We start from the raw sequence: 25,676 nt of genomic DNA, 5'->3' as shown, positions 1-25,676 counted from the left end.
ACGCGGGGCAGGAACATCTCGTACGGCGGTCTTCCGATCGTCAATCGATCGTGATCTTGCCGGTCTCGATCACGTTCTTCCAGCGCTGCAGCTCCTGGTTCTCGAACTGCGCGAACTGCTCCGGCGTATTGGCGACGACCTCGAAGCCGGTCTCGGCCAGCTTGGCGCGCATCTTGGGATCGGTCAGCGAGCTGACCAGCGCGCCGTGCAGCCGCGTCTTGACGTTGGCGGGCAGCCCGCGCGGCGCGGCGACGGCCTGCCACGAATAGACCTCGACATCCTTGACCCCGGCTTCGGCCAGCGTCGGCACATCGGGCAGCAGCGGCGAGCGCTTCTCCGAGGTAATCGCCAGCGCCTTCAGCTTGCCGGCCTTGATGTGCTGGATCACCGCGTTGATGTTCTGGAACGAGACCTCGACCTGGCCGGCCAGCAGGTCCTGGATCGCCGGGCCGCCGCCCTTGTACGGCACGTGCAGGCCGTCGGTGCCGGTCTTCTGCCAGAACAGCGCCGCGGTCAGGTGGTCGGACGAACCCGCGCCCGACGACGCGAAGCTGACCTTGCCCGGATTCTTCTTCATATGGGCCACCAGGTCCTGCACGCTGCGCGCGGCGACCGACGGATTGGCGACCAGCACGTTGGGCGCGCGCACCGCGACCGTCAGCAGGTCGAAGTCCTTGGCCGGATCGTACGGCAGGTTCTTCTGCAGGAACGGGTTGACCGCATAGACGCCGATCGACGCGATCATGATCGTGTAGCCGTCGGCCGGCGCGCGCTTGACCATCGCCGCGCCGATCGCGCCGGTCGCGCCCGGGCGGTTCTCGATGACGAAGGGCTGGCCCAGCTTTTCATTCAGCGGCTGCGCCAGCATGCGGGCAATGGTGTCGGTCGATCCGCCAGGCGGGAACGGCACCACGACCGACACCGGTTTCTGCGGCCAGTCCTGCGCGGCCGCGGTACCGCTGGCCAGCAGGCCGCCGGCGAACGCGCCGGCCAGCATGCCCGCGGACAGCATCAGCCGCGGCAGGCGGCGCACACAGGTGATGAAGGACTTGCTCATGTTGTCTCCTGAATCTCTGTTCGTTGTCGAAGCGATCGCCGGCACCGGCTACCGGACCATGCACGGCGCCTTGTTGTCGAATTTCCAGCCGGGGATCAGGAACTGCATCGCTACCGCGTCGTCCCGCGCGCCCAGTCCCATGCTGCGATAGCGCTGATGGGCCTTGTCCAGTTCGGCCATGTCGATCTCCACGCCCAGCCCGGGCCGCTTTGGCACCTGCACCATGCCGCCCTCGATCTTCAACGGCTCCCTGGTCAGGCGCTGGCCGTCCTGCCAGATCCAGTGCGTGTCGATCGCGGTGATCCGTCCCGGCGCGGCCGCGGCCACATGGGTGAACATCGCCAGCGAGATGTCGAAGTGGTTGTTCGAATGCGAACCCCACGTCAGCCCCCACTCCGCGCACATCTGCGCGACGCGCACCGAGCCCTGCATCGTCCAGAAGTGCGGATCGGCGAGCGGAATGTCGACCGATTGCAGCCGCACCGCATGGCCCATCTGGCGCCAGTCGGTGGCGATCATGTTGGTCGCGGTCGGCAGGCCGGTCGCGGTGCGGAACTCGGCCATGATCTCGCGGCCCGAATAGCCATCTTCGGCGCCGCACGGGTCCTCGGCATAGGCGAGCACCCCGCGCTTGTCGCGGCACAGCCGGACCGCCTCGGCCAGCGACCAGGCGCCGTTCGGATCGAGCGTGATCCGCGCCTTGGGAAAGCGCTCGGCCAGCGCGACGATCGCCTCCATCTCCTCGTCGCCGCGCAGCACGCCGCCCTTGAGCTTGAAGTCGTTGAAGCCGTAGCGCTGATAGGCGGCCTCGGCCAGGCGCACCACCGCCTCGGGGGTCATCGCCTCCTCGTTGCGCAGCCGGAACCAGGCATCGTCGGCCTCGGCCTCCTGGCGATACGGCAGCGTGGTGCGCTTGCGGTCGCCGATATAGAACAGATAGCCGAGCATCTCGACCGCATCGCGCTGCTGCCCTTCGCCGAGCAGCGCGGCGACCGGCACATCCAGATGCTTGCCCAGCAGGTCGAGCAGCGCCGCTTCCAGCGCGGTGACCGCATGGATCGTGATGCGCAGGTCGAAGGTCTGCAGGCCGCGGCCGCCGGCATCGCGGCTGGCGAAGGCCTGCCGCACGCGGTTGAGCACCGCCTGCCAGGCGCCGATGGGCTGGCCGACCACCAGCGGCTGGGCGTCCTCCAGCGTCTGGCGGATGCCCTCGCCGCCCGGCACTTCGCCGACGCCGGTGCGGCCAGCGCTGTCCTTGAGCAGCACCACATTGCGCGTGAAGAAGGGACCGTGGGCGCCTGACAGGTTCATCAGCATGCTGTCGTGGCCGGCGACCGGGATCACGGTCAGTTCGGTGACGACGGGCGTGGCGCCCGGCGCGGAGATCGAGGGGTCTGTCATGAAGCGTCTCGGAAGGCTGTCTCGAATGGCTTGTCGCTACGGCCCCTGCCGCACCGGATGGTGGCAGCGAGAGGCCTGCGATAAAGTCGGTTATCAGTCGTCGTATAACTTACGACGCAGTATAATGAGCCGTTCGCGAACCGGTCAAGCACCGTACATACCCTATGAAAGCCTCGACCCTGGCCCCCACTCCGCTGCGCCGCCGCGGCCGTACGCTGGCCGAAGAAGCGGTCGCCAGCCTGACCGACAGCATTCGCCAGGGCACGCTGCGCCCCGGCGACAAGCTGCCCACCGAATCGGAAATCATGGCCACGCTCGGCGTCAGCCGCACCGTGGTGCGCGAGGCGCTGTCGCGCCTGCAGGCGAGCGGCCTGGTCGAGACCCGCCACGGCATCGGCACCTTCGTGCTGACGCCGCCCCCGGCCGAATCGGTCTCCCCCTTCCGCATCGATCCGTCGGCCATGGTCACGGCGATGGACGTGCTGGCGATGCTGGAATTCCGCGTCAGCATCGAAGCGGAAGCCGCGGGCCTGGCGGCCGTGCGGCGCAGCGACGCGGATCTGGCCGAGATGCGGCGCGCGCTGGACGAACTGAAGCGCACCGCCGCGTCCGGCGGCGACTCGGTCGCCTCGGACTTCGCCTTCCATCTGGCCGTGGCGCGCGCCACCGGCAACCGCTACTTCAGCGAGATGCTGGGCCACCTGGGCGCCTCGGTGATTCCGCGCGGCCGGCTGCACGTCACCCCGGGCGACCGCGAGCAGTATCTGGAACGGGTCAATTTCGAACACGACAGCATCTACGACGCGATCGAGCGCCGCGACCCCGATGGCGCCAAGGCGGCGATGCGCATGCACCTGACCAACAGCCGCGAACGCCTGCGCAAGGCGTCGGCCGCGGCGGCCAATACGCAGGCCTGACTCCGCAAGCCTGATTCCGCAAGCCGGATTCCGACGCCCTGCCCACCGCCCCTCCGGGGGTTAACCCCCGATGCGAAACGCTTGCACTTCAGTTGTATGATGTCTTACGATATCGATCATCGAAGGACGCCCCCCCCTGCCGCGGCGCCTTCACCGTCCAATGTTGCGCATCGGGCAGGACGCCCGGCCTTTTCATCGGTAAATCGGAAAATCGGAAACCACCATGTCCCTGAATCCCCAAGACCTCAAACAGATCATCAGCGCCGGCCTGCTGTCGTTCCCGGTGACCGATTTCGACGCCAACGGCGACTTCGCCGCCGCGTCCTACGCCAGGCGCCTCGAATGGCTGGCTCCGTACGGTGCCAGCGCGCTGTTCGCGGCCGGCGGCACCGGCGAGTTCTTCTCGCTGGCCCCGAGCGAGTACAGCGACATCATTCGCACCGCGGTCGACACCTGCCGCGGCAAGGTGCCGATCATCGCCGGCGCCGGCGGTCCGACCCGCGTCGCGATCGCCTATGCGCAGGAGGCCGAGCGCCTGGGCGCCCACGGCGTGCTGCTGCTGCCCCACTACCTGACCGAGGCCAGCCCCGAAGGCATCGCCAACCACGTCGAGGCGGTCTGCCGCTCGGTGTCCTGCGGCGTGATCGTCTACAACCGCGCGGTGTGCCGCCTGAACGCGGTGCAGCTGGAACGGCTGGCCGAGCGCTGCCCGAACCTGATCGGCTACAAGGACGGCCTGGGCGACATCGAGCTGATGGTGTCGATCCGCCGCCGGCTGGGCGAACGCTTCGCCTATCTGGGCGGCCTGCCGACGGCCGAGGTCTACGCCGCCGCCTATCGCGCGCTGGGCGTGCCGGTCTACTCGTCGGCGGTGTTCAACTTCATTCCGAAGACCGCGATGGACTTCTACCGGGCGATCGCCGCCGAGGACCACGAGACCGTCGGCCGCCTGATCGACACGTTCTTCCTGCCCTACCTCGACATCCGCAACCGCAAGCAGGGCTACGCGGTCAGCATCATCAAGGCGGGCGCCCGCCTGGTCGGCCACGATGCCGGCCCGGTGCGCGCGCCGCTGACCGATCTGAGCGAAGAGGAATGCGCGATGCTGCAACGGCTGATCGACAAGGTCGGCGGCCAGTAACTCCTTCCGTACGCGCCGTGTCCGGCCTTGCCGGCGCGGCGCGCGCCATCATGCCCCCGGCGCATCGGCCGCTCCCGGTATCGCACCGCGGCGGCCGTTGCGCCATCGACGTTTTCAGGAGAAGCCAATGAAGATCACCGGAGAGATGCTGATCGGCGCCAGCGCCGTGCGCGGCCACGACGCCGTGCTGCAGGCGATCGACCCCGCCACCGGCGCGACGCTGGGCCCAGACTTCCATGGCGGCGGCGCGGCCGAAGTCGACCGTGCCTGCGCGCTGGCCGAACAGGCCTTCGACGCCTTCCGCAACACGCTGCCGGCGCAACGCGCGGCCTTTCTGGAGCGCATCGCCGACGGCATCGAGGCGCTCGGCGACACGCTGATCGAACGCGCCCATCGCGAAAGCGGCCTGCCGCTGGCGCGGCTGCAGGGCGAGCGCGGCCGCACCGCCAATCAGCTGCGCCTGTTCGCGCGCGTGCTGCGCGACGGCCGCTGGCAGCAGGCCACCTGGGACAGCGCGCTGCCCGAGCGCACGCCGCCGCGCCCCGACCTGCGCATGCAGAACATCGCGCTGGGCCCGGTGGCGGTATTCGGCGCCAGCAATTTCCCGCTGGCGTTCTCGGTGGCCGGCGGCGATACCGCGTCGGCGCTGGCCGCGGGCTGCCCGGTGGTCGCCAAATCGCACCCGGCCCATCTGGGCACCTCCGAGCTGGTCGGCCGCGTGATTCAGCAGGCGGTGGCCGACGCCGGCCTGCCCGAGGGCGTGTTCTCGCTGGTGCTCGGCGCCGGCAACGAGATCGGCACGGCGCTGGTCGGGCATCCGGCGATCCAGGCGGTCGGCTTCACCGGCTCGCGCGCCGGCGGCCTGGCGCTGAGCCGCGTGGCGCAGCAGCGGCCGCAGCCGATCCCGGTCTATGCCGAGATGAGCAGCATCAATCCGGTGTTCCTGTTGCCGGCGGCATTGGCCGCGCGCGGCGAGCGCATCGCCACGGAGCTGGTCGATTCGCTGGTGCTCGGCGTCGGCCAGTTCTGCACCAACCCCGGCCTGGTGATCGCGATCGACAGTCCGGCGCTCGCCGCGTTCCGCGCGGCCGCGGTGCAGGCGCTGGGCGGCAAGCCCGCCGGCACGATGCTGACGCCGGGCATCCACCAGGCCTATCAGCAGGGCGTGGCAAGCCTGGGCGAGATCAACGGCCTGCAACGCATCGGCACGGGTCTGGCCGGCAGTGGACCCAATCAGGCCTGCGCCGCGATGTTCGAGACCAGCGCCGCGCAGTTCATCGCCGATCATCGGATGCAGGCGGAGGTGTTCGGCCCGTCGTCGGTGCTGGTGGTCTGCCGCGACATCGACGAGATGGCCGCGCTGACGCGCAGCCTCGAGGGACAGCTGACCGCCACCGTGCATGCCGATGCCGGCGACCATGCGGCGGCCGCGCAGCTGCTGCCGGTGCTCGAGCGCAAGGCCGGACGCGTGCTGTTCAACGGCTATCCGACCGGCGTCGAGGTGTCGTATGCGATGGTGCATGGCGGCCCCTTCCCGGCGACGTCGGACGCGCGCACGACCTCGGTCGGCGCCGCGGCGATCTCGCGTTTCCTGCGCCCGGTCTGCTATCAGAACGTGCCGGCCGAATTGCTGCCGCCGGCGCTGCGCGACGACAATCCGCTCGGCCTGTGGCGGCTGCGGGACGGGGAGCTGGGCCGCACGTGACCGCCGGCGTTGTCGCCGCCGCGCAGGCAGCGGTTCCGGCGGCGCTCAGGGACGCCGCGCTCCCGCCGGCGCGGGAACGACGGGGTGGCCGGCCATGACCGGCGGCGACTGTGTGTGATCCATCCCACAGTCGCTGCAGGTCGACGTACGTACAGTGACGGTGTCACCGCAACGTGTGCCCGCCGGCCACAGAGGATCGCCATCATGACCACCCCGCCGCCCCTGCGCATCCCGCCCGAATCCGCCCATGTCGCGGTGGTCGGGCCGGTGCGGAATTGCGGCGCGACGATCGGGGGTGAAGTGGCGCACCTGCGCAAGGTCCTGGCCGGCTTCGCGTCGGTCAGCTTCCTGCTGGTCGAGAGCGATTCCTCCGACGATTCCGTGCAGCAGCTGCGGCAGCTCGCCGCGCAGGTCCCCCGCTTCGCCTTCGAGTCGATGGGCTCGCTGCGCGAGCGTCATCCGGCACGCTGCGACCGCATCGCGCTCTGCCGCAATGTCTATGTCGAGCGCCTGGCCAGCGATCCGCGGTACGCGAAGATCGATTACGTGATTGCGGCCGACCTGGACGACATCAACCATGGGCTGACCGCCGACGCGGTGCTCAGCTGCTGGCGCAGCGAGGTGGACTGGGCCGGCATGACGGCCAACCAGCGGCTGGGTTACTACGATATCTGGGCGCTGCGCCACCCGGCCTGGTCGCCGGTCGACTGCTGGGCCGCCTATCGCGACATCGTCGACGTGGTGGGGCATCGCCAGGCACTGGAGATGTGCGTGGCATCGAAGCAGATCCGCGTGCCGGCCGACGCCGCGCCGATCGAAGTCGAATCGGCCTTCGGCGGCTTCGCGGTGTACCGGCGCGATGCCTTCGTGACGGGGCGCTATGTCGGGCTCGACGCCAACGGCGGCGAGATCAACGAGCACGTGTCCTTCCACGCCGACCTGCGCGCGCGGGGACATCGCATCTATATCAATCCGGCGATGATCAACGCCGATTTCACCGAACACACCTATCACAAGACGCGCCTGGGCCATCTGCGCAAGGAGCTGATGTGGCGCGTGCGCGAGACCGCCGATTCGCTGCATTGCCGCGAGCAGCTCGAATCGGCAATCGACGCGATCAAGCGGCGGCTGGCGGGCCCGATCGACCCACCCGGCAGGCTGCGCTGACGCCGCGGCGCATCAGCGCATCAGCGCATCGGCGCATCGGCGCATCGGCTCACCGGCACACCGCCGGGCCGTACGTCCTCAAGCCGCCGCGCGCAGCGGCGCGGCAGCGCTCGCTGCCGAGGCCGGCGCCGCCGAGGCCGCGGGCGCCGCGATGGCGCCGCTGCGCGAGCGCCCCGAGCTCAGATAGCCCGCGATCGATTCCTGCGTGACCTCGCCCAGGTAGACGCCGTCGGCATCGACCACCGGCAGCCAGCTGGTGTTGTGCTGATACATCCGCGACAGCACGATGCGCAGATGCTCGTCGAACGCCGCGGTCGCGGCGAACGGACGCAGCACGTCGCCGCAGGCCTGCTTGCCCGCGGCCGGATTGCGCGCGTCGCGGCGCGCCACATAGCCGAGCGCGCGCTGGTCGCGATCGAGCACCGGCAGATAGCGCACGTCGGCGTCGTCCATCAGCGCCAGCGCCTGCGCCAGCGGCATCTGCGGCGTCGCGGTGGCGCCCATCGTGGCGGCATCGCCGGCGCGTACCAGCAGCAGACGCTTGAGCGTGTTGTCGTGGCCGACGAAAGCCTGCACGAACTCATCGGCCGGATGCGCCAGCAGCGCGTCGGGATGGTCGAACTGGACCAGCTTGCCGGCGCGGAACACGGCGACCTTGTCGGCCAGCTTGATCGCCTCGTCGATGTCGTGCGAGACCATGATCACGGTCTTGCCCAGCTGGCGCTGCATCTGCAGGAACTCGTTCTGGATGCTTTCGCGGTTGATCGGATCGACCGCGCCGAAGGGCTCGTCCATCAGCAGCACCGGCGCGTCGGCGGCGAGCGCGCGGATCACGCCGATGCGCTGCTGCTGGCCGCCGGACAGCTCGCGCGGATAGCGCGACAGCATCCGGTTCGGATCGAGCTGCACCATCGCCATCAGCTCGCGCGCGCGTTCGCGGCAGCGCTGCTTGTCCCAGCCCAGCAGGCGCGGCACCACGGTGATGTTCTGCTCGATCGTCATGTTGGGGAACAGGCCGATCTGCTGGATCACGTAGCCGATCTTGCGGCGCAGCGCCACCTCGTCGATGCCCGCGGTGTCCTCGCCCTCAATCAGCACGCGGCCCGAGGTCGGCGGGATCAACCGGTTGATCATCTTCAGCGTGGTGGTCTTGCCGCAGCCCGACGGGCCGAGGAACACGCAGATCTCGCCGCGCGGCACCGTCAGCGACACCGAGTCGACCGCGCGCACCAGCGCGCCATCCTTCTGCGTGAACGATTTGCTCAGTTGGTCCAGTTCGATCATGTGCGGATTCCTTTGGGCGTCAGCACGCGCTGCAACCATTGCAGGCACGCGTCCGCCACGATGGCGAGCAGGCTGACCAGGACGGCGCCCACCGCGAGTTTGCTCATATTGCTCTGGCTGATCGCTTGCAGGATCAGCACGCCGAGACCGCCGGCGCCGATCAGCGCGGCGATGGTCGCCACGCCGATGTTCATCACGACCGCGGTGCGCACACCGCCGAGGATCACCGGCACCGCCAGCGGCAGGTCGACCAGCCGCATCCGTTGCCAGGTGGTCATGCCGATGCCGCGCCCGGCCTCCTGGATGCCGCTGTCGATGCCGGCCAGCGCCACGTAGGTGTTGCGCAGGATCGGCAGCAGCGAATACAGGAACACCGCGGTGACGGCCGGCAGGTAGCCGAGCGCGTGGCCGAAGCGCGCGAACACCGGGATCATCAGGCCGAACAGCGCGATCGACGGGATCGTCAGCACGACCGTGGCCAGCGTCATCATCGGCGTGGCCAGCCAGCGCCAGCGCGTGGCCAGGATGCCGAGCGGCACGCCGATCAGGATCGCCAGCCCGACCGCCGCGCCGACCAGCGCGAGATGCTCGCCGGTCATCTTCAGCAGCGTGGGCCAGCTGTGTTGCAGATAGGAAATCAGGTCCATGGAGTGTCCGTGCTTGTCCTTGGTTGTCCTTCGTTATCCCGGCCGGGCCGTCAGATCAGCCCGTGCTGGCGCAGGAAATCGGCCGCGACGGCATCGACCGGTTTCTGCTCGATCTCGACGCGGTAGTTCATCTCCGTCATCGACGCGTTGTCGAGCGCCGCGGCCAGCGCGTTCAGCAGCTCGGCCAGTTGCGGGTGCGCGTCGAGCACCGCCTTGCGCACCACCGGCACCGCCTGGTAGGCCGGGAAGAAGCCCTTGTCGTCGCGCAGCAGCACCAGATCGAAGCCCTTGACGCGGCCGTCGGTGGCGTAGACCAGGCCGGTCTCGACCTGGTCGTTGCGCAGTGCGGTATAGACCAGGCCCGGATCGAGCTGGATCACGTCGCGGCGCGTCCATGGCAGCCCGTAGGCGGCCTTCAGCGGCTCGAGGCCGTCGGGCCGCGCGGCGAACTCCATGTCGACCGCGAAGTTGTGCCGCTTGTCCTCGCCCCCGGCGCGGATCTTGTCGGCGAGCTCGGACAGCGAGGTCACGCCGGCCGCCTCCGCACGGTGGCGCGGCATCGCCAGCGCATAGGTGTTGTTGATCGTCGAAGGTTGCAGCCACACCAGGCCCTTGGCCGCGTCGAGCGACTTGACCCGGGCGTAGCTCTGCTCGGCATCGAGCTTCTCTTCGACGCGATTGAAGACGATCAGCGCGGTGCCGGTGTAGTCCCACACCACGTCGAGCTGTCCGCTCTCCATCGCCTGCCGCATCAGCGTGCTGCCCAGGCCCGCGGTCAGCTCGGTGTTCAAGCCCTTGGCGCGCAGATATTGCGAGGTCATCGACGACAGGATCAGCTGCTCGGTGAAATTCTTGCCGCCCACGCGCACCGGCGCGGCATCGGCGGCCGTCGCGGGGGTGTTCGCCACCAGCGCGGCGGCGCCGAGCAGCGCGGCCAGCCACGCGCGCGGACGAAGCGATCGCATCAGCGTCATGGTGTTCTCCTTGATGTTCCGCTTCATGCCGCCAACCCTCGCCGGCGCAGATAGAAGCGTCCGCCCGCGGCGAACAGCGCATCGAGCGCCAGCGCCAGCAGCGCGGTGGCCGCGGCGCCGAGCAGCAGCAGCGACGGCTTGTTCAGATAGATGCCGGGGAAGATCAGTTCGCCGAGGCTGTTGGCGCCGATCAGGAACGACAGCGGCACGGTGCCGACGTTGATCACCAGGCTGGTACGCACGCCGGCCAGGATCACCGGCATCGCGTTGGGCAGCTCGACCCGCAGCAGACGCTGGCGCGGCGTCATGCCGATGCCCTTGGCCGCCTCGAGCAACGCGGGCGGCAGACCGCGCAGGCCCTCGCAGGTATTGCGCACGATCGGCAGCAGCGAGGCCAGCCACAGCGCCAGTATCGCGGGGCGCTCGCCGATGCCGAGCACCGCCAGCGACAGCGCCAGCACCGCCAGCGACGGCACGGTATTGCCGATGTTGAAGACCTGCATCAGCCGGTCGGCCCAGCGCCGCAGCGCCGGCCGCGACAGCAGGATGCCGGCCGGCACGCCAGTGGCGAGCGCCAGGGCCATCGACCACGCCACCAGGCGCAGGTGGTCGGCCACGTCGAACAGCAGGCGTTCGCGGTGTTCCGCGATCGTGTCGACGCCGACCCAGGCCAGCAGGCCGGCCAATGCCAACACGATGAAACCGGTCCAGCCGAGTCCACGCCAGATTCGCTGAGACATCTTTTCTCCTGTAAGCCAGCCGGCGTCGCGATCGGCGGATCGGCGGATCGGCGGATCGGCGGATCGGCCAAACGGCGACAGGCGGCGACAAAAGCACGGCACGACAGGCGCCACGAGGCGCGAGGGCCGCGACGGCGGTCCATGAAGGACGACGGCGACGGACCAGCGCGATGGCGGACCCGATGGGGACATGCGCCATGGCGGCGGACCCGGCCGGGTCCAGACTAGATTGGTGCTGTCCGCCATGACCGGCGGGATGCCGGCGGACGGACGGTGGGCGCCCATCGCCGCACAAGGGGGCGAGACGGTGGGGGCCCGGTGACGGACCGCGGGTGCTGCCCGGAACGGGCAGGCGCCAGCGGCCCTGGCGCGGCGCTGCGGATCGGTTCGACGGCCGGCGCGGCGTCGGCAAGGAGCCGGACGGTCGCGGACGGTCGGTCTGACCTCGCAGGCCAGTGGCAGCGCAAAATTGAAGGTTCCGACGCGCCGCCGGTCAATCGGCCGTGGTCGCGAAATCGGCCACGGCGAGCGCGAAGCTCAAGCGGCTAATTTGCAACAACGGATGGCAAAGAGGTCGCTATTCTAACCAACTTCAGCGATCTTGTCACCCCGCACGGGAACGGGCGGCTTTCTGCCGTCATTTCGGCCCATCGCGGCGCGCCGAAAACGGTCCCCATGACGCCCCTTCCCGCCGCCTTCCGACTCCCTTCCGACTCCCTTCCGACTCCCTTCCGACTCCCTTCCGACTCCCTTCCGGCACCCTTTTGCGGTCCCTTTCCGAGACCTTTCGCGTTCCAATCCCGTCCACAAACGGACATCGATCGTCCCAGCCACGGAACGCTCTTTTGCCCTTCGCCCGGCTACCGCTTTTCCGCCAAACCCTTACATTGACTGGGTAACGCGGCGCGAGGCGCCGCTCGCCAAGACACAGGAGATCGACATGGACGACATCCGCAACCTGAACGACGTGACCACCGTGCCAGCCGCCGCCGAGGAATCGGTGCAGCGCACCCGCACCATCGACCGCGTGGTACGCGGCATCGCCACCTCCGACGGCGCGGGCGTCAAGCTGACCCGCGTGCTGACGCAGAACCTGCAGCGCCGGCTGGATCCGTTCCTGATGCTCGACGCCTTCGGCACCGACCGCGCCGACGACTACATCGGCGGCTTCCCGGCCCACCCGCATCGCGGCTTCGAGACCATCACCTACATGCTGGCCGGACGCATGCGCCATCGCGACAGCGCCGGCAACGAGGGCCTGCTGGAGAACGGCGGCGCGCAATGGATGGTCGCCGGCGCCGGCGTCGTGCATTCGGAGATGCCGGAACAGCAGGACGGCCGCATGGAGGGCTTCCAGCTGTGGCTGAACCTGCCGGCCAGCGACAAGATGACGGCGCCCTGGTATCGCGACCTGCCGGCCGCGGCGATCCCGACCGTCGCGCTGCCGGGCGGCGCGGTGGTGCGCGTGCTCGCCGGCGCCTCGCATGGCGTGCAGGGTGCGATGACGCGGCCTGTCACCGAGCCGCTGTATCTGGACGTATCGCTGCCGGCGGGCCAATCGTTCGCACAGGCGATCCCCGCCGGGCATAACGCCTTCGTCTACGTCTATCGGGGCGAAGTCGGCATCGGCGAGGGCGACGCGCTGGCCGCGCTCGACGCGCAGCGGATGGGCGTGCTGGCCAACGAGGCCGACGCCGACGGCGTGATCGTCAAGGCCACGCAGGATGCGCGCTTCCTGCTGATCGCCGGCAAGCCACTGGGCGAGCCGATCGTGCAGTACGGACCGTTCGTGATGAACAGCGAGGCGCAAATCCACCAGGCGCTCAGCGACTTTCGCGATGGGCGGTTCGAGGGGAAGGTGCAGAGCGCGGGGTAAGCTCGGGAAGCGGCGCGATGCGCCGCGGCCCTCTCCCGGCCCCCTCGCCCGCCAGCGGGGAGAGGGTCCGGGAGAGGGCCGCCTTGCGTCTTACCCGTTCCCCTCCACCGCCTCCGTCACCCCCTTGCCCCTGCGCAGCCGTGCGCGCAGGTCGCCGATCATCGGCCAGATCAGCACCAGGATGGCCAGCGTCATGATGGTGCCGACCAGTCCGTTGGACCAGAAGATGTCGAGCGAGCCGGACGACACCAGCATGGTCTGGCGGAACGCATCCTCGGCGCGGTCGCCCAGCACCAGCGCGAGCACCAGCGGCGCCAGCGGATAGTCGAGCTTCTTCAGCACGTAGCCGATCACGCCGAAGCCCAGCATCAGCCAGACGTCGAACAGCGCGTTGTTGACCGTATAGGCGCCGATCGCGCAGACCACCAGGATCAGCGGCGCGATGATCGAGAACGGGATGCGCAGGATCGCGGCGAACAGCGGCACCGTCGACAGCACCACCAGCAGCCCGACGATATTGCCCAGGTACATGCTGGCGATCAGCCCCCAGACGAACGGGCCCTGCTCCTGGAACAGCAACGGCCCCGGCTGCAGGCCCCAGATCATCAGGCCGCCGAGCAGCACCGCGGCGGTGGCCGAGCCCGGAATGCCGAGCGCCAGCATCGGCAGCAGCGCGCTGGTGCCGGCCGCGTGCGCGGCGGTCTCGGGCGCGACCACGCCCTCGATATTGCCCTTGCCGAACGAGTCCGGATCGCGCGCCATGCGCTTGGCCACGCCATAGCCCATGAACGACGCCGCGGTGGCGCCGCCCGGCGTGATGCCGAGCCAGCAGCCGATCGCCGACGAGCGCAGCACCGTCATCCAGTAGCGCGGCAGCTCGGCCCAGGTACGCAACACCACCTTCAGGTCGATGCGCGCCTGCTTGCCGCGGAAGGCCACGCCCTCCTCCATCGTCATCAGGATTTCGCTGATGCCGAACAGCCCGATCACCGCCACCAGGAAGTCGAAGCCGCGCAGCAACTCGGTGGAGCCGAACGTCATCCGCAGCGTGCCCGAGACCGTGTCCATGCCGACCGCCGCCAGCAGGAAGCCCGCGCACATCGCGATCAGGATCTTGGGCTTGGCCTCCTTGCCCATGCCGACGAAGCTGCAGAAGGTCAGCAGATAGACCGCGAAATATTCCGGCGGGCCGAAGCGCAGCGCGAACTTCGCCACCAGCGGCGCGAGGCAGGTGATCAGCAGCACGCCGGCCATCGCGCCGAGGCACGAGCCGGTGAAGGCCGACGTCAGCGCGCGGCCTGCCTCGCCGCGCTGCGCCAGCGGATAGCCATCGAAGGTGGTCGCCACCGACCAGGCCTCGCCCGGGATATTGAACAGGATCGACGTGATCGCGCCGCCGAACAGCGCCCCCCAGTAGATGCAGGACAGCATGATGATGGCCGAGGTCGGATCCATCGAGAACGTCAGCGGCAGCAGGATCGCGACGCCGTTGGGGCCGCCCAGCCCGGGCAGCACGCCGACCACGATGCCGAGCAGGATGCCGACGAACATCAGGCCGACGTTCTGCCACGACAGCGCGACCGAGAAGCCGTGCATCAGCGCGTTGAATTCCTCCATGGTGCCCCTCCTAGAAGCCGAGCGCCGCTTCCAGCGGCCCCTTCGGCAGCGGCACCCGGAACTGGATCTCGAAGATCCAGAACAGCACCAGATTGATCCCCGCGCCCAGCAGCACCGCCCGCCACCATTCGGCCTTGCCCACCGCCATCATGAAGCCGGCGATGAAGATCGCCGATGCGACGTAGATGCCGAGCCAGCCGATCAGCGCGACATAGACGGACAGCGGCAGCAGGATCACGCAGACCTGCCGCAATTGCTGCCAGCTGGCGAAGATCGCGTCCGCTGGCGTGCGCCACGCCTGCCATGCCACGGCCAGGCTGCACACCAGCACGATCACGCCGACGCGCAGCGGAAAGTAGCCGGCCTCCGGACCGTCGGCGGCCCAACCGGCGCCGATGCGGTGATTGCTCCAGATCACCACCGCCGCGGCCGCCAGCAGCAGCGCGGCCACCGCCAGCTCGACCGCGCGCAGCGACATGCCGCGTGCGCCCGCATCGGCATGATCAGCGTGCGCGGCGTTCGCGGCGGCGGCCGCATGCTCTTGCTGTGTTTCCATCGAAAGCTCTCCCAGTCGGTGCGCGCGGCGGCCCGCGTCGAGCCGGCCGCGCGTCGTTGGCGGTGCCGGCTCAGCGCGCGGCCATGAAGCCCGCTTCCTTCAGGATGTCGCGGTGCGCATTCTCGTCCTTGACGAGGAAATCCTCGAGCGCCTTGCCCGCGACGAATTCGCTCTTCAGCGCATTGCGCTCGAGGTACTCCTTCCACTCGGGCGTGGCGACGATCTTGCGCATCAGCTCGACGTAGTACTTCTGTTGATCGGGCGTGATGCCGCCGGGCATCATGAACACGCGCAGCATCTGGTACTGGACGTCGAGCCCCTGCTCCTTGCAGGTCGGCACGTCGCGCCAGCTCTGCGACTGGGTGACCTTGGTGGTGTAGCCCATCCGTTCGGGCGCGAACACGCACAGCGCGCGATGCTCGCCGGCGCGCCACTGGCCGATCGATTCGGACGGGTTGTTGACGTTTGCGTCGATATGCTTGCCCGACAGCTGCGTGGCCGCCTCGCCGCCGCCCTTGTACGGCACGTAGATGAACTTCGCGCCGGTCTTCTTCTGGATCAGCGTGGTGATGATCTGGTCCTCGCGCTTGGAGCTGGTGCCGCCCATCTTGACCTTGCCGGCGCCGGCCCTGGCGCCCTCGACGAACTCGGCGACGGTCTTGTACGGGGCCTCGGCATTGGTCCACAGCACGAACTCGTCCTGCGCGACCATCGCGATCGGCGTCAGGTCGCGCCAGCTGAACGGCAGGTGGCTGACCATCGGCACCGTGTACAGCGCCGACGATGTCACCAGCAGCTTGTGCGCATTGCCCTGCGACGCCTTGGTGTCCATCAGGCCCTCGGCGCCGCTGGCGCCGGCCTTGTTGACCACGATCACCGGCTGGTTCATCAGCTTGTGCTTGGCGATGATGCTCTGGATCGAGCGCGCCATCTGGTCGGACGCGCCGCCCGCGCTGAACGGCACGACGATCTCGACCGGCTTGGTCGGCTCCCATGCCCATGCCGCGGCCGGCGCGCCGCCGATCGCGAGCGCGGCCGCGCCGAACGCGCCGAACGCCAGCATCGAACGCTTGCCCTGCTTGCTGTGCTTGCTTTGCATTGCCTGTCTCCTCGTTGGAATGTCACATCGGCCCGCCGCGTGCCGGCCGTCGAGCGGCCTTGTCCGGTCTGTGCGGCGGACTGGTTTGCGGCCGGAACGGCAACGGTGCCGGCCTGTCCTCCCTGTATTGCTACCCCCCCTCGCTAGTCCGTCACCGCCGCCGCTGCGCGCGCCGTCAACGCGGCGGCCAGCACGCGCGCCACGTGCCAGGCCTGCGCGTCGGCACCGTCAAGGATCTGATGGCGGCAGCTGGTGCCGTCGGCAACGACGATGGCGTCGTCCGTCCGCGCGCGCACGGCCGGCAGCAGCGACAGCTCGGCCATCGCCAGCGACGCCTCGTAGTGCTCGGCCTCGTAGCCGAAACTGCCGGCCATGCCGCAGCACGAGGACTGGATCGGCGACACCTTGAGCTGCGGAATCCAGCCCAGCACCGTCTGCACCGGCGTGAACGCGTCGAAGGCCTTCTGGTGGCAGTGGCCATGCACCAGCGCCTCGCGCTGCGGCAGCGGCTGCAGCGCCAGCTGCTTCAGGCTCAGGCGCCCCGCCTGGCGCTCGCGCACCAGGAACTCCTCGAACAGGAAGGCGCCGGCGGCCAGCCGCGCCGCCTCGTCGCCATAGCCGTAGCCGAGGAATTCGTCACGCAGCGACAGCAGGCACGACGGCTCGAGCCCGACGATCGGCACGCCGCGCGCGACGTACGGCTGCACCGCGTCGAGCAGCCGCCGCGCCTCCTGCCGTGCCTGCTCGACCAGGCCCGCGGCCAGGAAAGTGCGGCCGCAGCAGAGCGGCCGCTCGCCCGGCCGCATCAGCGGATGCACGGTGTAGCCGGCGGCTTCGAGCACGGCCTGCGCGGCGCGCGCGTTCTCGGGCTCCATGTGGTTGTTGAAGGTGTCGACGAACAGCACCACCTCCCGAATTCCTCCGGCGGCTGCATCGCGCAGCGGTTGGCTTGACGATGCGGCCAGGGAAGCGGTGCCCGTCGCAGCGCCGGCGCCGGCGGTGGCCGGGGTGGCATCGCCGCGGCCGGCACGCGCAATCGTCGACAGAAACGAACGCTGCCAGCGCGGCAGGCTGCGCTGCGGCGCGAAGCCGAGCGCGCGCCTGGCCCACGCCGACAGCAGCGGAATGCGGTCGGCCAGCGCCATCAGCGCCGGCATCCGGCTTGCCAGCGGCGCATAGCGCGGCATGAAGGCCACCAGCCGGTCGCGCAGCGTCAGCCCATGGCGCCGTGCCCACGCATGGCGCGCCTCGATTTTCATCCGCGCCATGTCGACGCCGGTCGGACAGTCGCGCTTGCAGCCCTTGCACGACACGCACAGGTCCAGCACCGCCTTGACGTCCTCGCTCGCCAGGCCTTCCTCGCCCAGCTGGCCCGACACCGCGAGCCGCAGCGTGTTGGCGCGTCCGCGCGTGACGTGCTGCTCGTCCCGCGTGACGCGGTAGCTCGGGCACATGGTGCCGGCGTCGAACTTGCGGCAGTGGCCGTTGTTGTTGCACATCTCGACCGCGGCGGCGAGCCCGCCGGTGCGATCGCCGCCGCTGCCCGGCGGCGTTTCCTCGCCGCTCAAAGGATCGCGGCTGACGTTCCACGCCGACCAGTCCAGCGCCGGCTGCAGCGGCAGCCGCTGGTAGCCGGGCGGGAAGCGGAACAGCTCGCGCGTGTCCATCTTCGGCGGCCGCACGATCTTGTCGGGATTGAAGCGGTTGTCCGGGTCGAACAGCGCCTTGATCTCGCCGAAGGCCGCATGGATGCGCGGGCCGTATTGCCAGGCCACCCATTCGCCGCGGCACAGGCCGTCGCCGTGCTCGCCCGAATAGGCGCCCTTGTACTCGCGCACCAGCGCGGCGGCCTCCTCGGCAATCGCGCGCATCTTCTGCGCGCCGTCGCGGCGCATGTCCAGGATCGGCCGCACGTGCAGCGTGCCGACGCTGGCGTGCGCGTACCAGGTGCCCTCGGTGCCGTGGCGATGGAACACCTCGGTCAGCCGGCGCGTGTACTCGGCCAGATGCGGCAGCGGCACCGCGCAGTCCTCGATGAAGGAGACCGGCTTGCCGTCGCCCTTCATGCTCATCATGATGTTCAGGCCCGCCTTGCGCACTTCCCACAGCGCCTTCTGCGCGCCGGCGTCCGGCATCTTGACCACCGAACCGGGCAGGCCGAGGTCGCCCATCAGTTCGTCGAGCGCATCGAGGTCGGCGCGCAGCGCGGCGGCATCCTCGCCGGCGAACTCGACCAGCAGGATCGCCTGCGGCTCGCCGCGCAGCGCCGACGCGATCACCGGGCGGAAGGCCGGGTTGGCCATCGACAGGTCGATCATCGTGCGGTCGACCAGCTCGACCGCGACCGGCGCCAGCCCGACGATATGCTGGGTCATTTCCATCGCCTGGTAGAAGGTCGGGAAATTGACCACGCCCAGCACCTTGTGCGCCGGCAGCGGTGCGAGCTTCAGCGTGATCTGCCGGCTGTAGGCCAGCGTGCCTTCGGAGCCGACCAGCAGGTGCGACAGGTTGGCGTGGCCGTCGTCGGTATAGGCGCGCGGGTTCTGGCAGTCGAACAGATCGATGTTGTAGCCGGCGACGCGGCGCAGCACCTTGGGCATGCGCTCGGCGATCTCGTCGCGTTCGCGCGTGGCGATCGCGCGCAGCTGCCCCAGCATGGCCTGCACGCGCGGATCGGTGGGCGCCTGCGCCAGCGATCCGAAATGGCATTGCGCGCCGTCGGCCAGCACGGCGTCGATCGCCAGCACGTTGTGCACCATGTTGCCGTAGGCCAGCGAGCGCGAACCGCAGGAGTTGTTGCCCGCCATGCCGCCGATCGTGCATTGCGCGCCGGTCGAGACATCGACCGGAAACCACAGCCCATGCGGCTTGAGCCAGGCGTTCAGGTGATCGAGCACGATGCCCGGCTCGACCGTGACGGTGGCCGCGACCGGATCGAAGTCGATCACCTGGTTCAGCCACTTGCTGTTGTCGATCACCAGCGCCTCGCCGACGGTCTGGCCGCACTGGCTGGTGCCGGCGCCGCGCGCCAGCACCGGCGCATGCGCGTCGCGTGCAATCTCCAGCGCCAGCAGCAGGTCGCGCTGGTCGCGCGGCACCACCACGCCGACCGGCATGATCTGGTAGATCGACGCGTCGGTCGCATAGCGGCCGCGGCTGGCGCGGTCGAACAGCACGTCGCCGCGCAGCTCGCGCCGCAGCCGCGTGGCCAGCGGCGAGCCGGGGCCGCCTTCGGCGCGGACGAAGTGCAGCGGCTTGACGATCGGCGAGGCAGCCAATGAAGGGGCCAACGGCGTGGACAGATCCGTCATCGCAGCTCCATCCGCTCAGGCAGCGGCCTTCAGCACCGGGGTGTCGGCATGGGAGGTCAGGTACTCCATCGCCGCCGCGACGCCGCTGCCCTGCAGCGGCACGCCCGACAGCTTCAGCCCCATCTCGCAGCCCGACAGCGTCGCCATCAGCGTCAGGTCGTTGCAATCGCCGAGATGGCCGATGCGGAACATCTTGCCGCGCATCTTGCCCAGCGCCTGGCCCAGCGACATGTTGAAGCGTTCGTAGATGCGCTTGCGCACCGCGTCCGCGTCGACGCCCTCGGGCATCATCACGCCGGTCAGCACCGGGCTGTAGACCGCCGGATCGGCGCACTGGATCTCCAGACCCCAGGCGCGCACCGCACGGCGGGTCGCCTCGCCGAGGCGCTGGTGGCGCGCGAACACGTTGTCCAGCCCTTCCTCCAGGATCATGTCGAGCGCCTCGGACAGGCCGTACAGCAGGTTGGTGTTCGGCGTGTACGGCCAGTAGCCGTTCTTGTTGGCCTCGATGATCTCGTCCCAGCGCCAGAAGCTGCGCGGCATGCGCGCCTCCTTGCTGGCGGCGATGGCCTTCGGCGACAGCGCATTGAAGCTGATGCCCGGCGGCAGCATCAGGCCCTTCTGCGAGCCGGACACCGTCACGTCCACGCCCCACTCGTCGTGCCGATAGTCGGCCGAAGCCAGGCCCGAGATCGTATCGACCATCAGCAGCGCCGGATGGCCCGCCGCATCGATCGCGCGGCGCACCGCGGCGATGTCGGAGGTCACGCCGGTCGAGGTCTCGTTGTGCACCACGCAGACCGCGCGGATCCGATGGCCGCTGTCCTCGCGCAGCCGCGCCTCGATCATGTCGGGCTGCACGCCGCGCCGCCACCCCTCGATGCCCGGCAGGCCGAGGAATTCCGGCTGCAGGCCGAGCGACTGCGCCATCGACTTCCACAGCGTGGCGAAATGCCCGGTCTCGTACATCAGCACGGTATCGCCCGGGCTGGTCGTGTTCGACAGCGCGGCCTCCCAGGCGCCGGTGCCCGAGGCCGGATAGATGATCACCGGATGCTCGGTCTTGAAGATCTTGCGGATGTCGGCCAGCACCTTGCGCCCGAGCGCCCCGAATTCCGGCCCGCGATGATCGATGGTCGGATAGCTGATCGCACGCAGGATGCGATCCGGTACCGGGCTGGGTCCCGGGATCTGCAGGAAGTGGCGGCCGGCGGGGTGAAAGTCGAGCGAGATCATGGGACTGGTGCCTCCTTGTTGAATTTTGAATTCAAAATACTGTAGCAGCCGAGGTCGGCCAGCCCAAGCGGAAATTGCCGCATAAGCGCGCTCGTTTACCCCGATTGCCGGCGCCATGCGGGCTGGGGGACAGTTCCGCGCGACTCTGCGCTAGAATGGCCGGGACATCACGGATAAGGACTTTGAATGCAAAATTCCGCCGAAGGGGCGCCGCTGCCCGACAGCGGCGCCACCCCGCTGCTGCCCCGGCTGGAGCGCCAGCGCCTGCACGACACCGTGGTCGAGCACCTGCGCAAGTTCATCACCGAAGGCGTGCTCAAGCCCGGCATGAAGCTCAACGAGCGCGAGCTGTGCGAGACGCTGGGGATTTCGCGCACGCCGCTGCGCGAGGCGTTCAAGGTGCTGGCCGCCGAGAACCTGATCGAGATCTCGCCGAACCGCGGCGCCAGCGTGTCGCGGATGACCGAGGCCGAGATCTGGGAGACCTTCGAGCTGATGGCCGGCCTGGAAGCCTTTGCCGGCGAACTGGCCTGCGAACGCATCACGCCGGCCGAGCTGGCGCAGATCAAGGCGCTGCATTACGCGATGCTGGCCTGCCGCGCGCAGAACGATCTGTCGGGCTACTACAGCCGCAACCAGGAGATCCACGACCGCATCAACGCGGCCGCGCGCAATGGCGTGCTGCGCCAGACCTATCTGTCGATCAACCGCCGGCTCAAGGCGCTGCGCTTCCGCTCCAACCAGCAGACCCAGAAATGGGACCGCGCGGTGCAGGACCACGAGGCCATGATCCAGGCGCTGGAAGCGCGCGACGGCAAGCGGCTCGCCGCGATCCTGCGCCAGCATCTGCTGGAAAAGCGCGAGGCGGTGATGCAGGGCTCGCTGGCCGCGGAGCGTACCGGCGGCGAGGCGGGCGACAACACGGGGGCTTCGGCGTCCGCGGCCTGAGCGCGCCGGCCGGACTTTCCAGGCCCGCGCTCGCCGGGCCTTCCCCCTCCTTTCCCTTCCCTCGCCGCGCATCCGGCATGCGACTTGCAACCGTCCGCCATCCGTTGCGGGGCCTGCGGCGGCGGTCATGGCGGCCGTTGCGGGACCGGCGCACTTATATAATCCCGACCTGATAACAGGCATTACGCTTCCGTGATGACGCAGCCAGGCGCGCCGGCCATGCTGGCCCCGCCTTGCCGCTGTTCACTGCTGACCGCTGCCGCCGTGCCGTGGCGCCGCTTCCCCGCGGTCTGCCCCGGCGCCGCGCAGTGCCGACGGACGAAGCTGCCACGACAACCAGAGCCGCCTCAGTGACATCCAATTCCACCCCCAGGCTGGCGCTTGCCCATATCGTCAAGCGCTATCCCGGCGTGACCGCCAACGACGACGTCTCGCTGACCGTCGCTCCCGGCGAAATCCATGCCGTGCTCGGCGAGAACGGCGCCGGCAAGTCGACCCTGATGAAAATCATCTTCGGCGCGGTCAAGCCCGACGCCGGCCAGATGCACTTCAACGGCGCGCCGGTCGTCATCGACAGTCCGCACGACGCCCGCGATCTGGGCATCGCAATGGTGTTCCAGCATTTTTCGCTGTTCGACACGCTGACCGTGACCGAGAACATCGCGCTCGGCCTGCCGGCCGCGCAGCGCGGCGGCACCTCGATGAAGGCGCTGGCCGCGCGCATCCGCGAGACGGCCGCGCGCTACGGGCTGCCGCTCGAGCCCGAGCGCCATGTGCATACGCTGTCGGTCGGCGAGCGCCAGCGCGTCGAGATCGTCCGCGCGCTGCTGGCGCGGCCGCAATTGCTGATCCTCGACGAACCGACCTCGGTGCTGACGCCGCAGGCGGTGCAGACGCTGTTCGTCACGCTGCGCCAGCTCGCCGACGAAGGCACCAGCATCCTCTACATCAGCCACAAGCTCGACGAGATCCGCGCGCTGTGCCATCGCGCCACCGTGATGCGGATGGGCCGGGTCACCGGCCTGTGCGATCCGCGCCAGGAAAGCGCGGCCTCGCTCTCGCGCATGATGATCGGCGGCGAGCCGCCGCGCGAGGCGCGCGTGGCGACGCCGCGCGGCGCGCTGCGGCTGTCGGTGAGCGCGCTGTCGCTGCCGCGCGCGCATGCCTTCGCCACCGCGCTCGAAGACATCTCGCTCGATCTGCATGCCGGCGAGATCGTCGGCATCGCCGGCGTGTCGGGCAACGGCCAGCAGGAACTGCTGGCGGCGCTGTCCGGCGAGGATACGCGCGCCGCGCGCGAGGCGATCGCGCTCGACGGCAAACCGGTCGGCCGGCTCGATGCCCGGGCGCGCCGGCGCGCGGGCCTGGCCTTCGTGCCCGAGGAGCGGCTGGGCCGCGGGGCGGTACCCGGCATGAGCCTGGCCGACAATACGCTGCTGTCGCACCAGGACCCGCCCTATGTGCGGCGTGGCCTGGTCTCGCCGAAGGCGGCGGCCGGGCTCGCCGCCGCGATCATCCAGCGCTTTCGCGTCAAGGCCGGCGGCCCCGACGCGCTGGCCCGCAGCCTGTCGGGCGGCAACCTGCAGAAGTTCATCGTCGGCCGCGAGATCGAAAGCGGCCCCGGCGTGCTGATCGTCGCGCAGCCGACCTGGGGCGTCGACGTCGGCGCCGCCGCGCAAATCCACAACGAGCTGCTGGCGCTGAAGGCCACCGGTTGTGCGATCCTGGTCGTGTCGGAGGAGCTCGACGAGCTGTTCGCGATCTGCGACCGGCTGCACGTGATCGCCAAGGGGCGGCTGTCGCCGTCGATCCCGGTCGAGGACGCCACGCGCGAACAGGTCGGCCTGTGGATGAGCGGACTGTGGCAGGGCGGACCCGGCGGCCAGGACGAAGACCGGCAGGATGTCACGGAGGCGCGCGTCCATGGCTAGATCGCCCGGCTTCGCCTTTCCCCTGTCGCTGGCCCCGCGCGGCCTGCCGTCGCGCCCGATGGCCTATGCCTCGCCGGTGATCGCGCTGGCGCTGACGCTCGCTTTCGGTGCGCTGCTGTTCGTGCTGCTCGGCAAGGACCCGATGGCCGCGCTGAAAGTCTTCCTGGTCGATCCGGTCAAGGACAAGCGCGCGCTCGGCGAGGTGCTGCTCAAGACCGTGCCGCTGGTGCTGTGCGCGCTCGGGCTGTCGGTCTGCTACCGGGCCAACGTCTGGAACATCGGCGCCGAGGGCCAGCTGATCCTCGGCGGCATCTTCGCCGCGGCGACGGTGCTGTGGTTCGACGTGCCCGGCCATGCGGTCAGCGGCGTCGCGGTGCTGGTGCTCGCTTCGCTCGCCGGCATCGCCGGCGGCATGCTGTGGGCCGGCATCACGGCGCTGCTGCGCGACCGCTTCAACGCCAACGAGATCCTGGTCTCGCTGATGCTGACCTATATCGCGCAGCAGCTGATCCTGTACGTGGTCAACGGCCCGCTGAAGGATCCGCAGGGCATGAACTTTCCGCAGTCCAGGGTGTTCTCGTCGGAATTCCTGCTGCCCAACCTGATGTCGGGCTCGCGGCTGCATGCCGGCTTCGTCGTGATGCTGGTGCTGGTGGCCGTGATGACGGTGTTCCTGTTCCGCAGCTTCGCCGGCTATCGGCTGCAGGTTGGCGGCACCGCGCCGTCGGCCGCGCGCTATGCGGGCTTCTCGGCGCGTGCCTCGCTGTGGATGGCGCTGCTGATCTCCGGCGGCTTCGCCGGCCTGGCCGGCGCCTTCGAAGTGGTGGGACCGATCGGCCAGCTGCTGCCGTCGATCTCGCCGGGCTACGGCTTCACCGCGATCATCGTCGCGTTCGTCGGCCGGCTGCATCCGGTCGGCGCGGTGTTCGGCGGCATCGTGATGTCGCTGTTCTATATCGGCGGCGAGATGGCGCAATCGCGCCTGGGCCTGCCGTCGGCCATCGGCTGGGTGTTCCAGGGGATGCTGCTGTTCTTCCTGCTGGCCTGCGACAGCCTGATCGACCACCGCGTGCGCTGGCGCGCGGCGGCCGCCCGCTGATCCGGCGACTCTACCGATATCCGCTCATGGAACAATTCGCTCCCCTTGTCGCCACCGCGATCAATGCCGGCACGCCGCTGCTGCTGGCCGCGCTCGGCCTGTTGATCAACGAACGCGCCGGCGTGCTGAACCTCGGCGCCGAGGGCATGATGCTGGTCGCCGCGGTGTTCGGCTTCATGGTCGGCTACCAGACCCAGTCGCCGCTGCTCGGCTTCGTCGCCGGCGCGCTGGCCGGCATGGCAATGGCCACGCTGTTCGCCTGGCTGGCGCTGGTGCTGGCCACCAACCAGGTCGCCACGGGCCTCGCGCTGTCGATCTTCGGCACCGGCCTGTCGGCCTTCATGGGCCAGCGCTTCGTCGGCCATGCGATGCCCGCGCAGGGCAGCAAGGTGCCGGTGCTCGGCGACCTGCCCTTCGTCGGCCCGGCCTTGTTCCAGCATCACTGGATGGTCTATGCCAGCGTGCTGCTGTGCCTGGCCATCATGTGGTTCCTGTTCCGCACGCGCGCCGGGCTGACGCTGCGCGCGATCGGCGAATCGCCGGAGTCGGCGCACGCGCTCGGCTATCCGGTGCGCTGGATCCGCTTCGCCGCGCTGCTGTTCGGCGGCGGCTGCTGCGGGCTGGCGGGCGCCTACCTGTCGCTGGTCTATACGCCGATGTGGGTCGAGAACCTGGTCGCCGGGCGCGGCTGGATCGCGCTGGCCCTGACCACCTTCGCCACCTGGCGGCCCGCCCGCGTACTGGTCGGCGCCTGGCTGTTCGGCGGCGTGACGATCCTGCAGTTCTATCTGCAGGGCATCGGCGTGTCGGTGCCGTCGCAGGTCCTGTCGATGCTGCCGTATGCGGCCACCATCGTCGTGCTGGCGCTGATCTCGCGCAATCCGGCGTGGATCCGCCTGAATATGCCGGCGTCGCTGGGACGGCCGTTCCGTCCCGGCAACGCCTGACCCGTTTCGATCGACGGCGCGGC

At 69.4% G+C, this 25,676-nt stretch carries 20 protein-coding genes; 9 read left to right on the top strand and 11 right to left on the bottom strand.

The window, feature by feature from the left end:
- Positions 1-40: 40 nt before the first annotated feature.
- Positions 41-997: a Bug family tripartite tricarboxylate transporter substrate binding protein gene (locus FOB47_RS14450; RefSeq protein ID WP_144425878.1), complete on the bottom strand. Its 957-nt coding sequence runs from the start codon at positions 995-997 to the stop codon at positions 41-43.
- 108 nt (positions 998-1,105) lie between these two features.
- On the bottom strand, positions 1,106-2,458 hold the full coding sequence (gene gudD, locus FOB47_RS14445; RefSeq protein WP_174781391.1) for a glucarate dehydratase: 1,353 nt from the start codon (positions 2,456-2,458) through the stop codon (positions 1,106-1,108).
- Between the two features lie 164 nt (positions 2,459-2,622).
- Here gudD and FOB47_RS14440 point away from each other — a divergent pair, with 164 nt between their 5' ends.
- The 4 genes from FOB47_RS14440 to FOB47_RS14425 all read left to right on the top strand — a co-directional run bounded on the left by FOB47_RS14440 (position 2,623) and on the right by FOB47_RS14425 (position 7,388).
- Complete coding sequence (locus FOB47_RS14440; RefSeq protein ID WP_174781390.1) at positions 2,623-3,375, top strand: FadR/GntR family transcriptional regulator; 753 nt, start codon at positions 2,623-2,625, stop codon at positions 3,373-3,375.
- Between the two features lie 223 nt (positions 3,376-3,598).
- Positions 3,599-4,516, top strand: a complete 918-nt coding sequence (gene kdgD / locus FOB47_RS14435; protein WP_198751505.1) for a 5-dehydro-4-deoxyglucarate dehydratase — start codon at positions 3,599-3,601, stop codon at positions 4,514-4,516.
- Positions 4,517-4,643: 127 nt separating this feature from the next.
- On the top strand, positions 4,644-6,221 hold the full coding sequence (locus FOB47_RS14430; protein ID WP_174781389.1) for an aldehyde dehydrogenase (NADP(+)): 1,578 nt from the start codon (positions 4,644-4,646) through the stop codon (positions 6,219-6,221).
- Between the two features lie 204 nt (positions 6,222-6,425).
- Positions 6,426-7,388 carry a hypothetical protein gene (locus tag FOB47_RS14425; RefSeq protein WP_174781388.1) on the top strand — a complete coding sequence of 321 codons (963 nt, stop codon included), beginning with the start codon at positions 6,426-6,428 and terminating at the stop codon, positions 7,386-7,388.
- A gap of 78 nt (positions 7,389-7,466) precedes the next feature.
- On the opposite strand, the gene FOB47_RS14420 is transcribed toward FOB47_RS14425, so the two are convergent.
- Genes FOB47_RS14420 through FOB47_RS14405 form a run of 4 tightly spaced genes read right to left on the bottom strand, consistent with a single transcriptional unit; the run spans position 7,467 to position 11,033 of the window.
- On the bottom strand, positions 7,467-8,672 hold the full coding sequence (locus FOB47_RS14420; protein ID WP_174781387.1) for an osmoprotectant ABC transporter ATP-binding protein OsmV: 1,206 nt from the start codon (positions 8,670-8,672) through the stop codon (positions 7,467-7,469).
- The gene (locus tag FOB47_RS14415; protein ID WP_174781386.1) at positions 8,669-9,319 is read right to left on the bottom strand and encodes an ABC transporter permease; all 651 of its coding nucleotides are present in this window, start codon (positions 9,317-9,319) and stop codon (positions 8,669-8,671) included. The genes FOB47_RS14420 and FOB47_RS14415 overlap by 4 nt, the downstream gene beginning before the upstream one ends.
- A gap of 50 nt (positions 9,320-9,369) precedes the next feature.
- Positions 9,370-10,284, bottom strand: coding sequence for a glycine betaine ABC transporter substrate-binding protein (locus FOB47_RS14410; RefSeq protein WP_390884814.1), 915 nt, complete (start codon positions 10,282-10,284; stop codon positions 9,370-9,372).
- 32 nt (positions 10,285-10,316) lie between these two features.
- Positions 10,317-11,033 (bottom strand): ABC transporter permease, encoded by a 717-nt coding sequence (locus FOB47_RS14405; RefSeq protein WP_174781384.1) that lies wholly within the window; start codon positions 11,031-11,033, stop codon positions 10,317-10,319.
- A gap of 940 nt (positions 11,034-11,973) precedes the next feature.
- Here FOB47_RS14405 and FOB47_RS14400 point away from each other — a divergent pair.
- Entirely contained in the window at positions 11,974-12,909 is a 936-nt protein-coding gene (locus FOB47_RS14400) for a pirin family protein (RefSeq protein ID WP_174781383.1), read from the top strand.
- 90 nt (positions 12,910-12,999) lie between these two features.
- On the opposite strand, the gene FOB47_RS14395 is transcribed toward FOB47_RS14400, so the two are convergent.
- From FOB47_RS14395 to FOB47_RS14375, 5 genes are all read right to left on the bottom strand, one after another.
- Complete coding sequence (locus FOB47_RS14395) at positions 13,000-14,526, bottom strand: tripartite tricarboxylate transporter permease (protein WP_174781382.1); 1,527 nt, start codon at positions 14,524-14,526, stop codon at positions 13,000-13,002.
- 10 nt (positions 14,527-14,536) lie between these two features.
- Positions 14,537-15,082, bottom strand: a complete 546-nt coding sequence (locus tag FOB47_RS14390) for a tripartite tricarboxylate transporter TctB family protein (RefSeq protein ID WP_174781381.1) — start codon at positions 15,080-15,082, stop codon at positions 14,537-14,539.
- 70 nt (positions 15,083-15,152) lie between these two features.
- A complete protein-coding gene (locus FOB47_RS14385; protein ID WP_174782438.1) occupies positions 15,153-16,145 on the bottom strand; it encodes a tripartite tricarboxylate transporter substrate binding protein in 993 nt (330 codons plus the stop codon).
- Between the two features lie 179 nt (positions 16,146-16,324).
- Positions 16,325-19,492, bottom strand: coding sequence for an FAD-binding and (Fe-S)-binding domain-containing protein (locus FOB47_RS14380; protein ID WP_174781380.1), 3,168 nt, complete (start codon positions 19,490-19,492; stop codon positions 16,325-16,327).
- A gap of 15 nt (positions 19,493-19,507) precedes the next feature.
- Positions 19,508-20,728 (bottom strand): pyridoxal-phosphate-dependent aminotransferase family protein, encoded by a 1,221-nt coding sequence (locus FOB47_RS14375; protein ID WP_174781379.1) that lies wholly within the window; start codon positions 20,726-20,728, stop codon positions 19,508-19,510.
- A 186-nt stretch (positions 20,729-20,914) separates the two neighbouring features.
- Here FOB47_RS14375 and FOB47_RS14370 point away from each other — a divergent pair, with 186 nt between their 5' ends.
- The 4 genes from FOB47_RS14370 to FOB47_RS14355 all read left to right on the top strand — a co-directional run bounded on the left by FOB47_RS14370 (position 20,915) and on the right by FOB47_RS14355 (position 25,653).
- The gene (locus tag FOB47_RS14370) at positions 20,915-21,676 is read left to right on the top strand and encodes a GntR family transcriptional regulator (RefSeq protein ID WP_053821363.1); all 762 of its coding nucleotides are present in this window, start codon (positions 20,915-20,917) and stop codon (positions 21,674-21,676) included.
- 350 nt (positions 21,677-22,026) lie between these two features.
- Positions 22,027-23,607 carry an ABC transporter ATP-binding protein gene (locus tag FOB47_RS14365; RefSeq protein ID WP_174781378.1) on the top strand — a complete coding sequence of 527 codons (1,581 nt, stop codon included), beginning with the start codon at positions 22,027-22,029 and terminating at the stop codon, positions 23,605-23,607.
- Complete coding sequence (locus tag FOB47_RS14360) at positions 23,600-24,706, top strand: ABC transporter permease (protein WP_174781377.1); 1,107 nt, start codon at positions 23,600-23,602, stop codon at positions 24,704-24,706. Before FOB47_RS14365 ends, FOB47_RS14360 begins: the two co-directional genes overlap by 8 nt.
- A 26-nt stretch (positions 24,707-24,732) precedes the next feature.
- Positions 24,733-25,653, top strand: a complete 921-nt coding sequence (locus FOB47_RS14355) for an ABC transporter permease (RefSeq protein WP_174781376.1) — start codon at positions 24,733-24,735, stop codon at positions 25,651-25,653.
- Positions 25,654-25,676: the final 23 nt, after the last annotated feature.

Origin of the sequence: Cupriavidus gilardii, from assembly GCF_013347325.1 — a bacterium.
GTDB lineage: Bacteria > Pseudomonadota > Gammaproteobacteria > Burkholderiales > Burkholderiaceae > Cupriavidus > Cupriavidus gilardii.
Note: the sequence above shows the minus strand (reverse complement) of the source record. Positions and strands in the feature narration are given on the sequence as shown.

Excerpts from the sequence above, each read along its gene's own strand:
- FOB47_RS14450 (WP_144425878.1), bottom strand. The coding sequence starts at position 997 with ATGCTGGCCGGCGCGTTCGCCGGCGGCCTGCTGGCCAGCGGTACCGCG.
- gudD (WP_174781391.1), bottom strand. The coding sequence starts at position 2,458 with ATGACAGACCCCTCGATCTCCGCGCCGGGCGCCACGCCCGTCGTCACC.
- FOB47_RS14440 (WP_174781390.1), top strand. The coding sequence starts at position 2,623 with ATGAAAGCCTCGACCCTGGCCCCCACTCCGCTGCGCCGCCGCGGCCGT.
- kdgD (WP_198751505.1), top strand. The coding sequence starts at position 3,599 with ATGTCCCTGAATCCCCAAGACCTCAAACAGATCATCAGCGCCGGCCTG.
- FOB47_RS14430 (WP_174781389.1), top strand. The coding sequence starts at position 4,644 with ATGAAGATCACCGGAGAGATGCTGATCGGCGCCAGCGCCGTGCGCGGC.
- FOB47_RS14425 (WP_174781388.1), top strand. The coding sequence starts at position 6,426 with ATGACCACCCCGCCGCCCCTGCGCATCCCGCCCGAATCCGCCCATGTC.
- FOB47_RS14420 (WP_174781387.1), bottom strand. The coding sequence starts at position 8,672 with ATGATCGAACTGGACCAACTGAGCAAATCGTTCACGCAGAAGGATGGC.
- FOB47_RS14415 (WP_174781386.1), bottom strand. The coding sequence starts at position 9,319 with ATGGACCTGATTTCCTATCTGCAACACAGCTGGCCCACGCTGCTGAAG.
- FOB47_RS14410 (WP_390884814.1), bottom strand. The coding sequence starts at position 10,284 with ATGCGATCGCTTCGTCCGCGCGCGTGGCTGGCCGCGCTGCTCGGCGCC.
- FOB47_RS14405 (WP_174781384.1), bottom strand. The coding sequence starts at position 11,033 with ATGTCTCAGCGAATCTGGCGTGGACTCGGCTGGACCGGTTTCATCGTG.
- FOB47_RS14400 (WP_174781383.1), top strand. The coding sequence starts at position 11,974 with ATGGACGACATCCGCAACCTGAACGACGTGACCACCGTGCCAGCCGCC.
- FOB47_RS14395 (WP_174781382.1), bottom strand. The coding sequence starts at position 14,526 with ATGGAGGAATTCAACGCGCTGATGCACGGCTTCTCGGTCGCGCTGTCG.
- FOB47_RS14390 (WP_174781381.1), bottom strand. The coding sequence starts at position 15,082 with ATGGAAACACAGCAAGAGCATGCGGCCGCCGCCGCGAACGCCGCGCAC.
- FOB47_RS14385 (WP_174782438.1), bottom strand. The coding sequence starts at position 16,145 with ATGCTGGCGTTCGGCGCGTTCGGCGCGGCCGCGCTCGCGATCGGCGGC.
- FOB47_RS14380 (WP_174781380.1), bottom strand. The coding sequence starts at position 19,492 with ATGACGGATCTGTCCACGCCGTTGGCCCCTTCATTGGCTGCCTCGCCG.
- FOB47_RS14375 (WP_174781379.1), bottom strand. The coding sequence starts at position 20,728 with ATGATCTCGCTCGACTTTCACCCCGCCGGCCGCCACTTCCTGCAGATC.
- FOB47_RS14370 (WP_053821363.1), top strand. The coding sequence starts at position 20,915 with ATGCAAAATTCCGCCGAAGGGGCGCCGCTGCCCGACAGCGGCGCCACC.
- FOB47_RS14360 (WP_174781377.1), top strand. The coding sequence starts at position 23,600 with ATGGCTAGATCGCCCGGCTTCGCCTTTCCCCTGTCGCTGGCCCCGCGC.
- FOB47_RS14355 (WP_174781376.1), top strand. The coding sequence starts at position 24,733 with ATGGAACAATTCGCTCCCCTTGTCGCCACCGCGATCAATGCCGGCACG.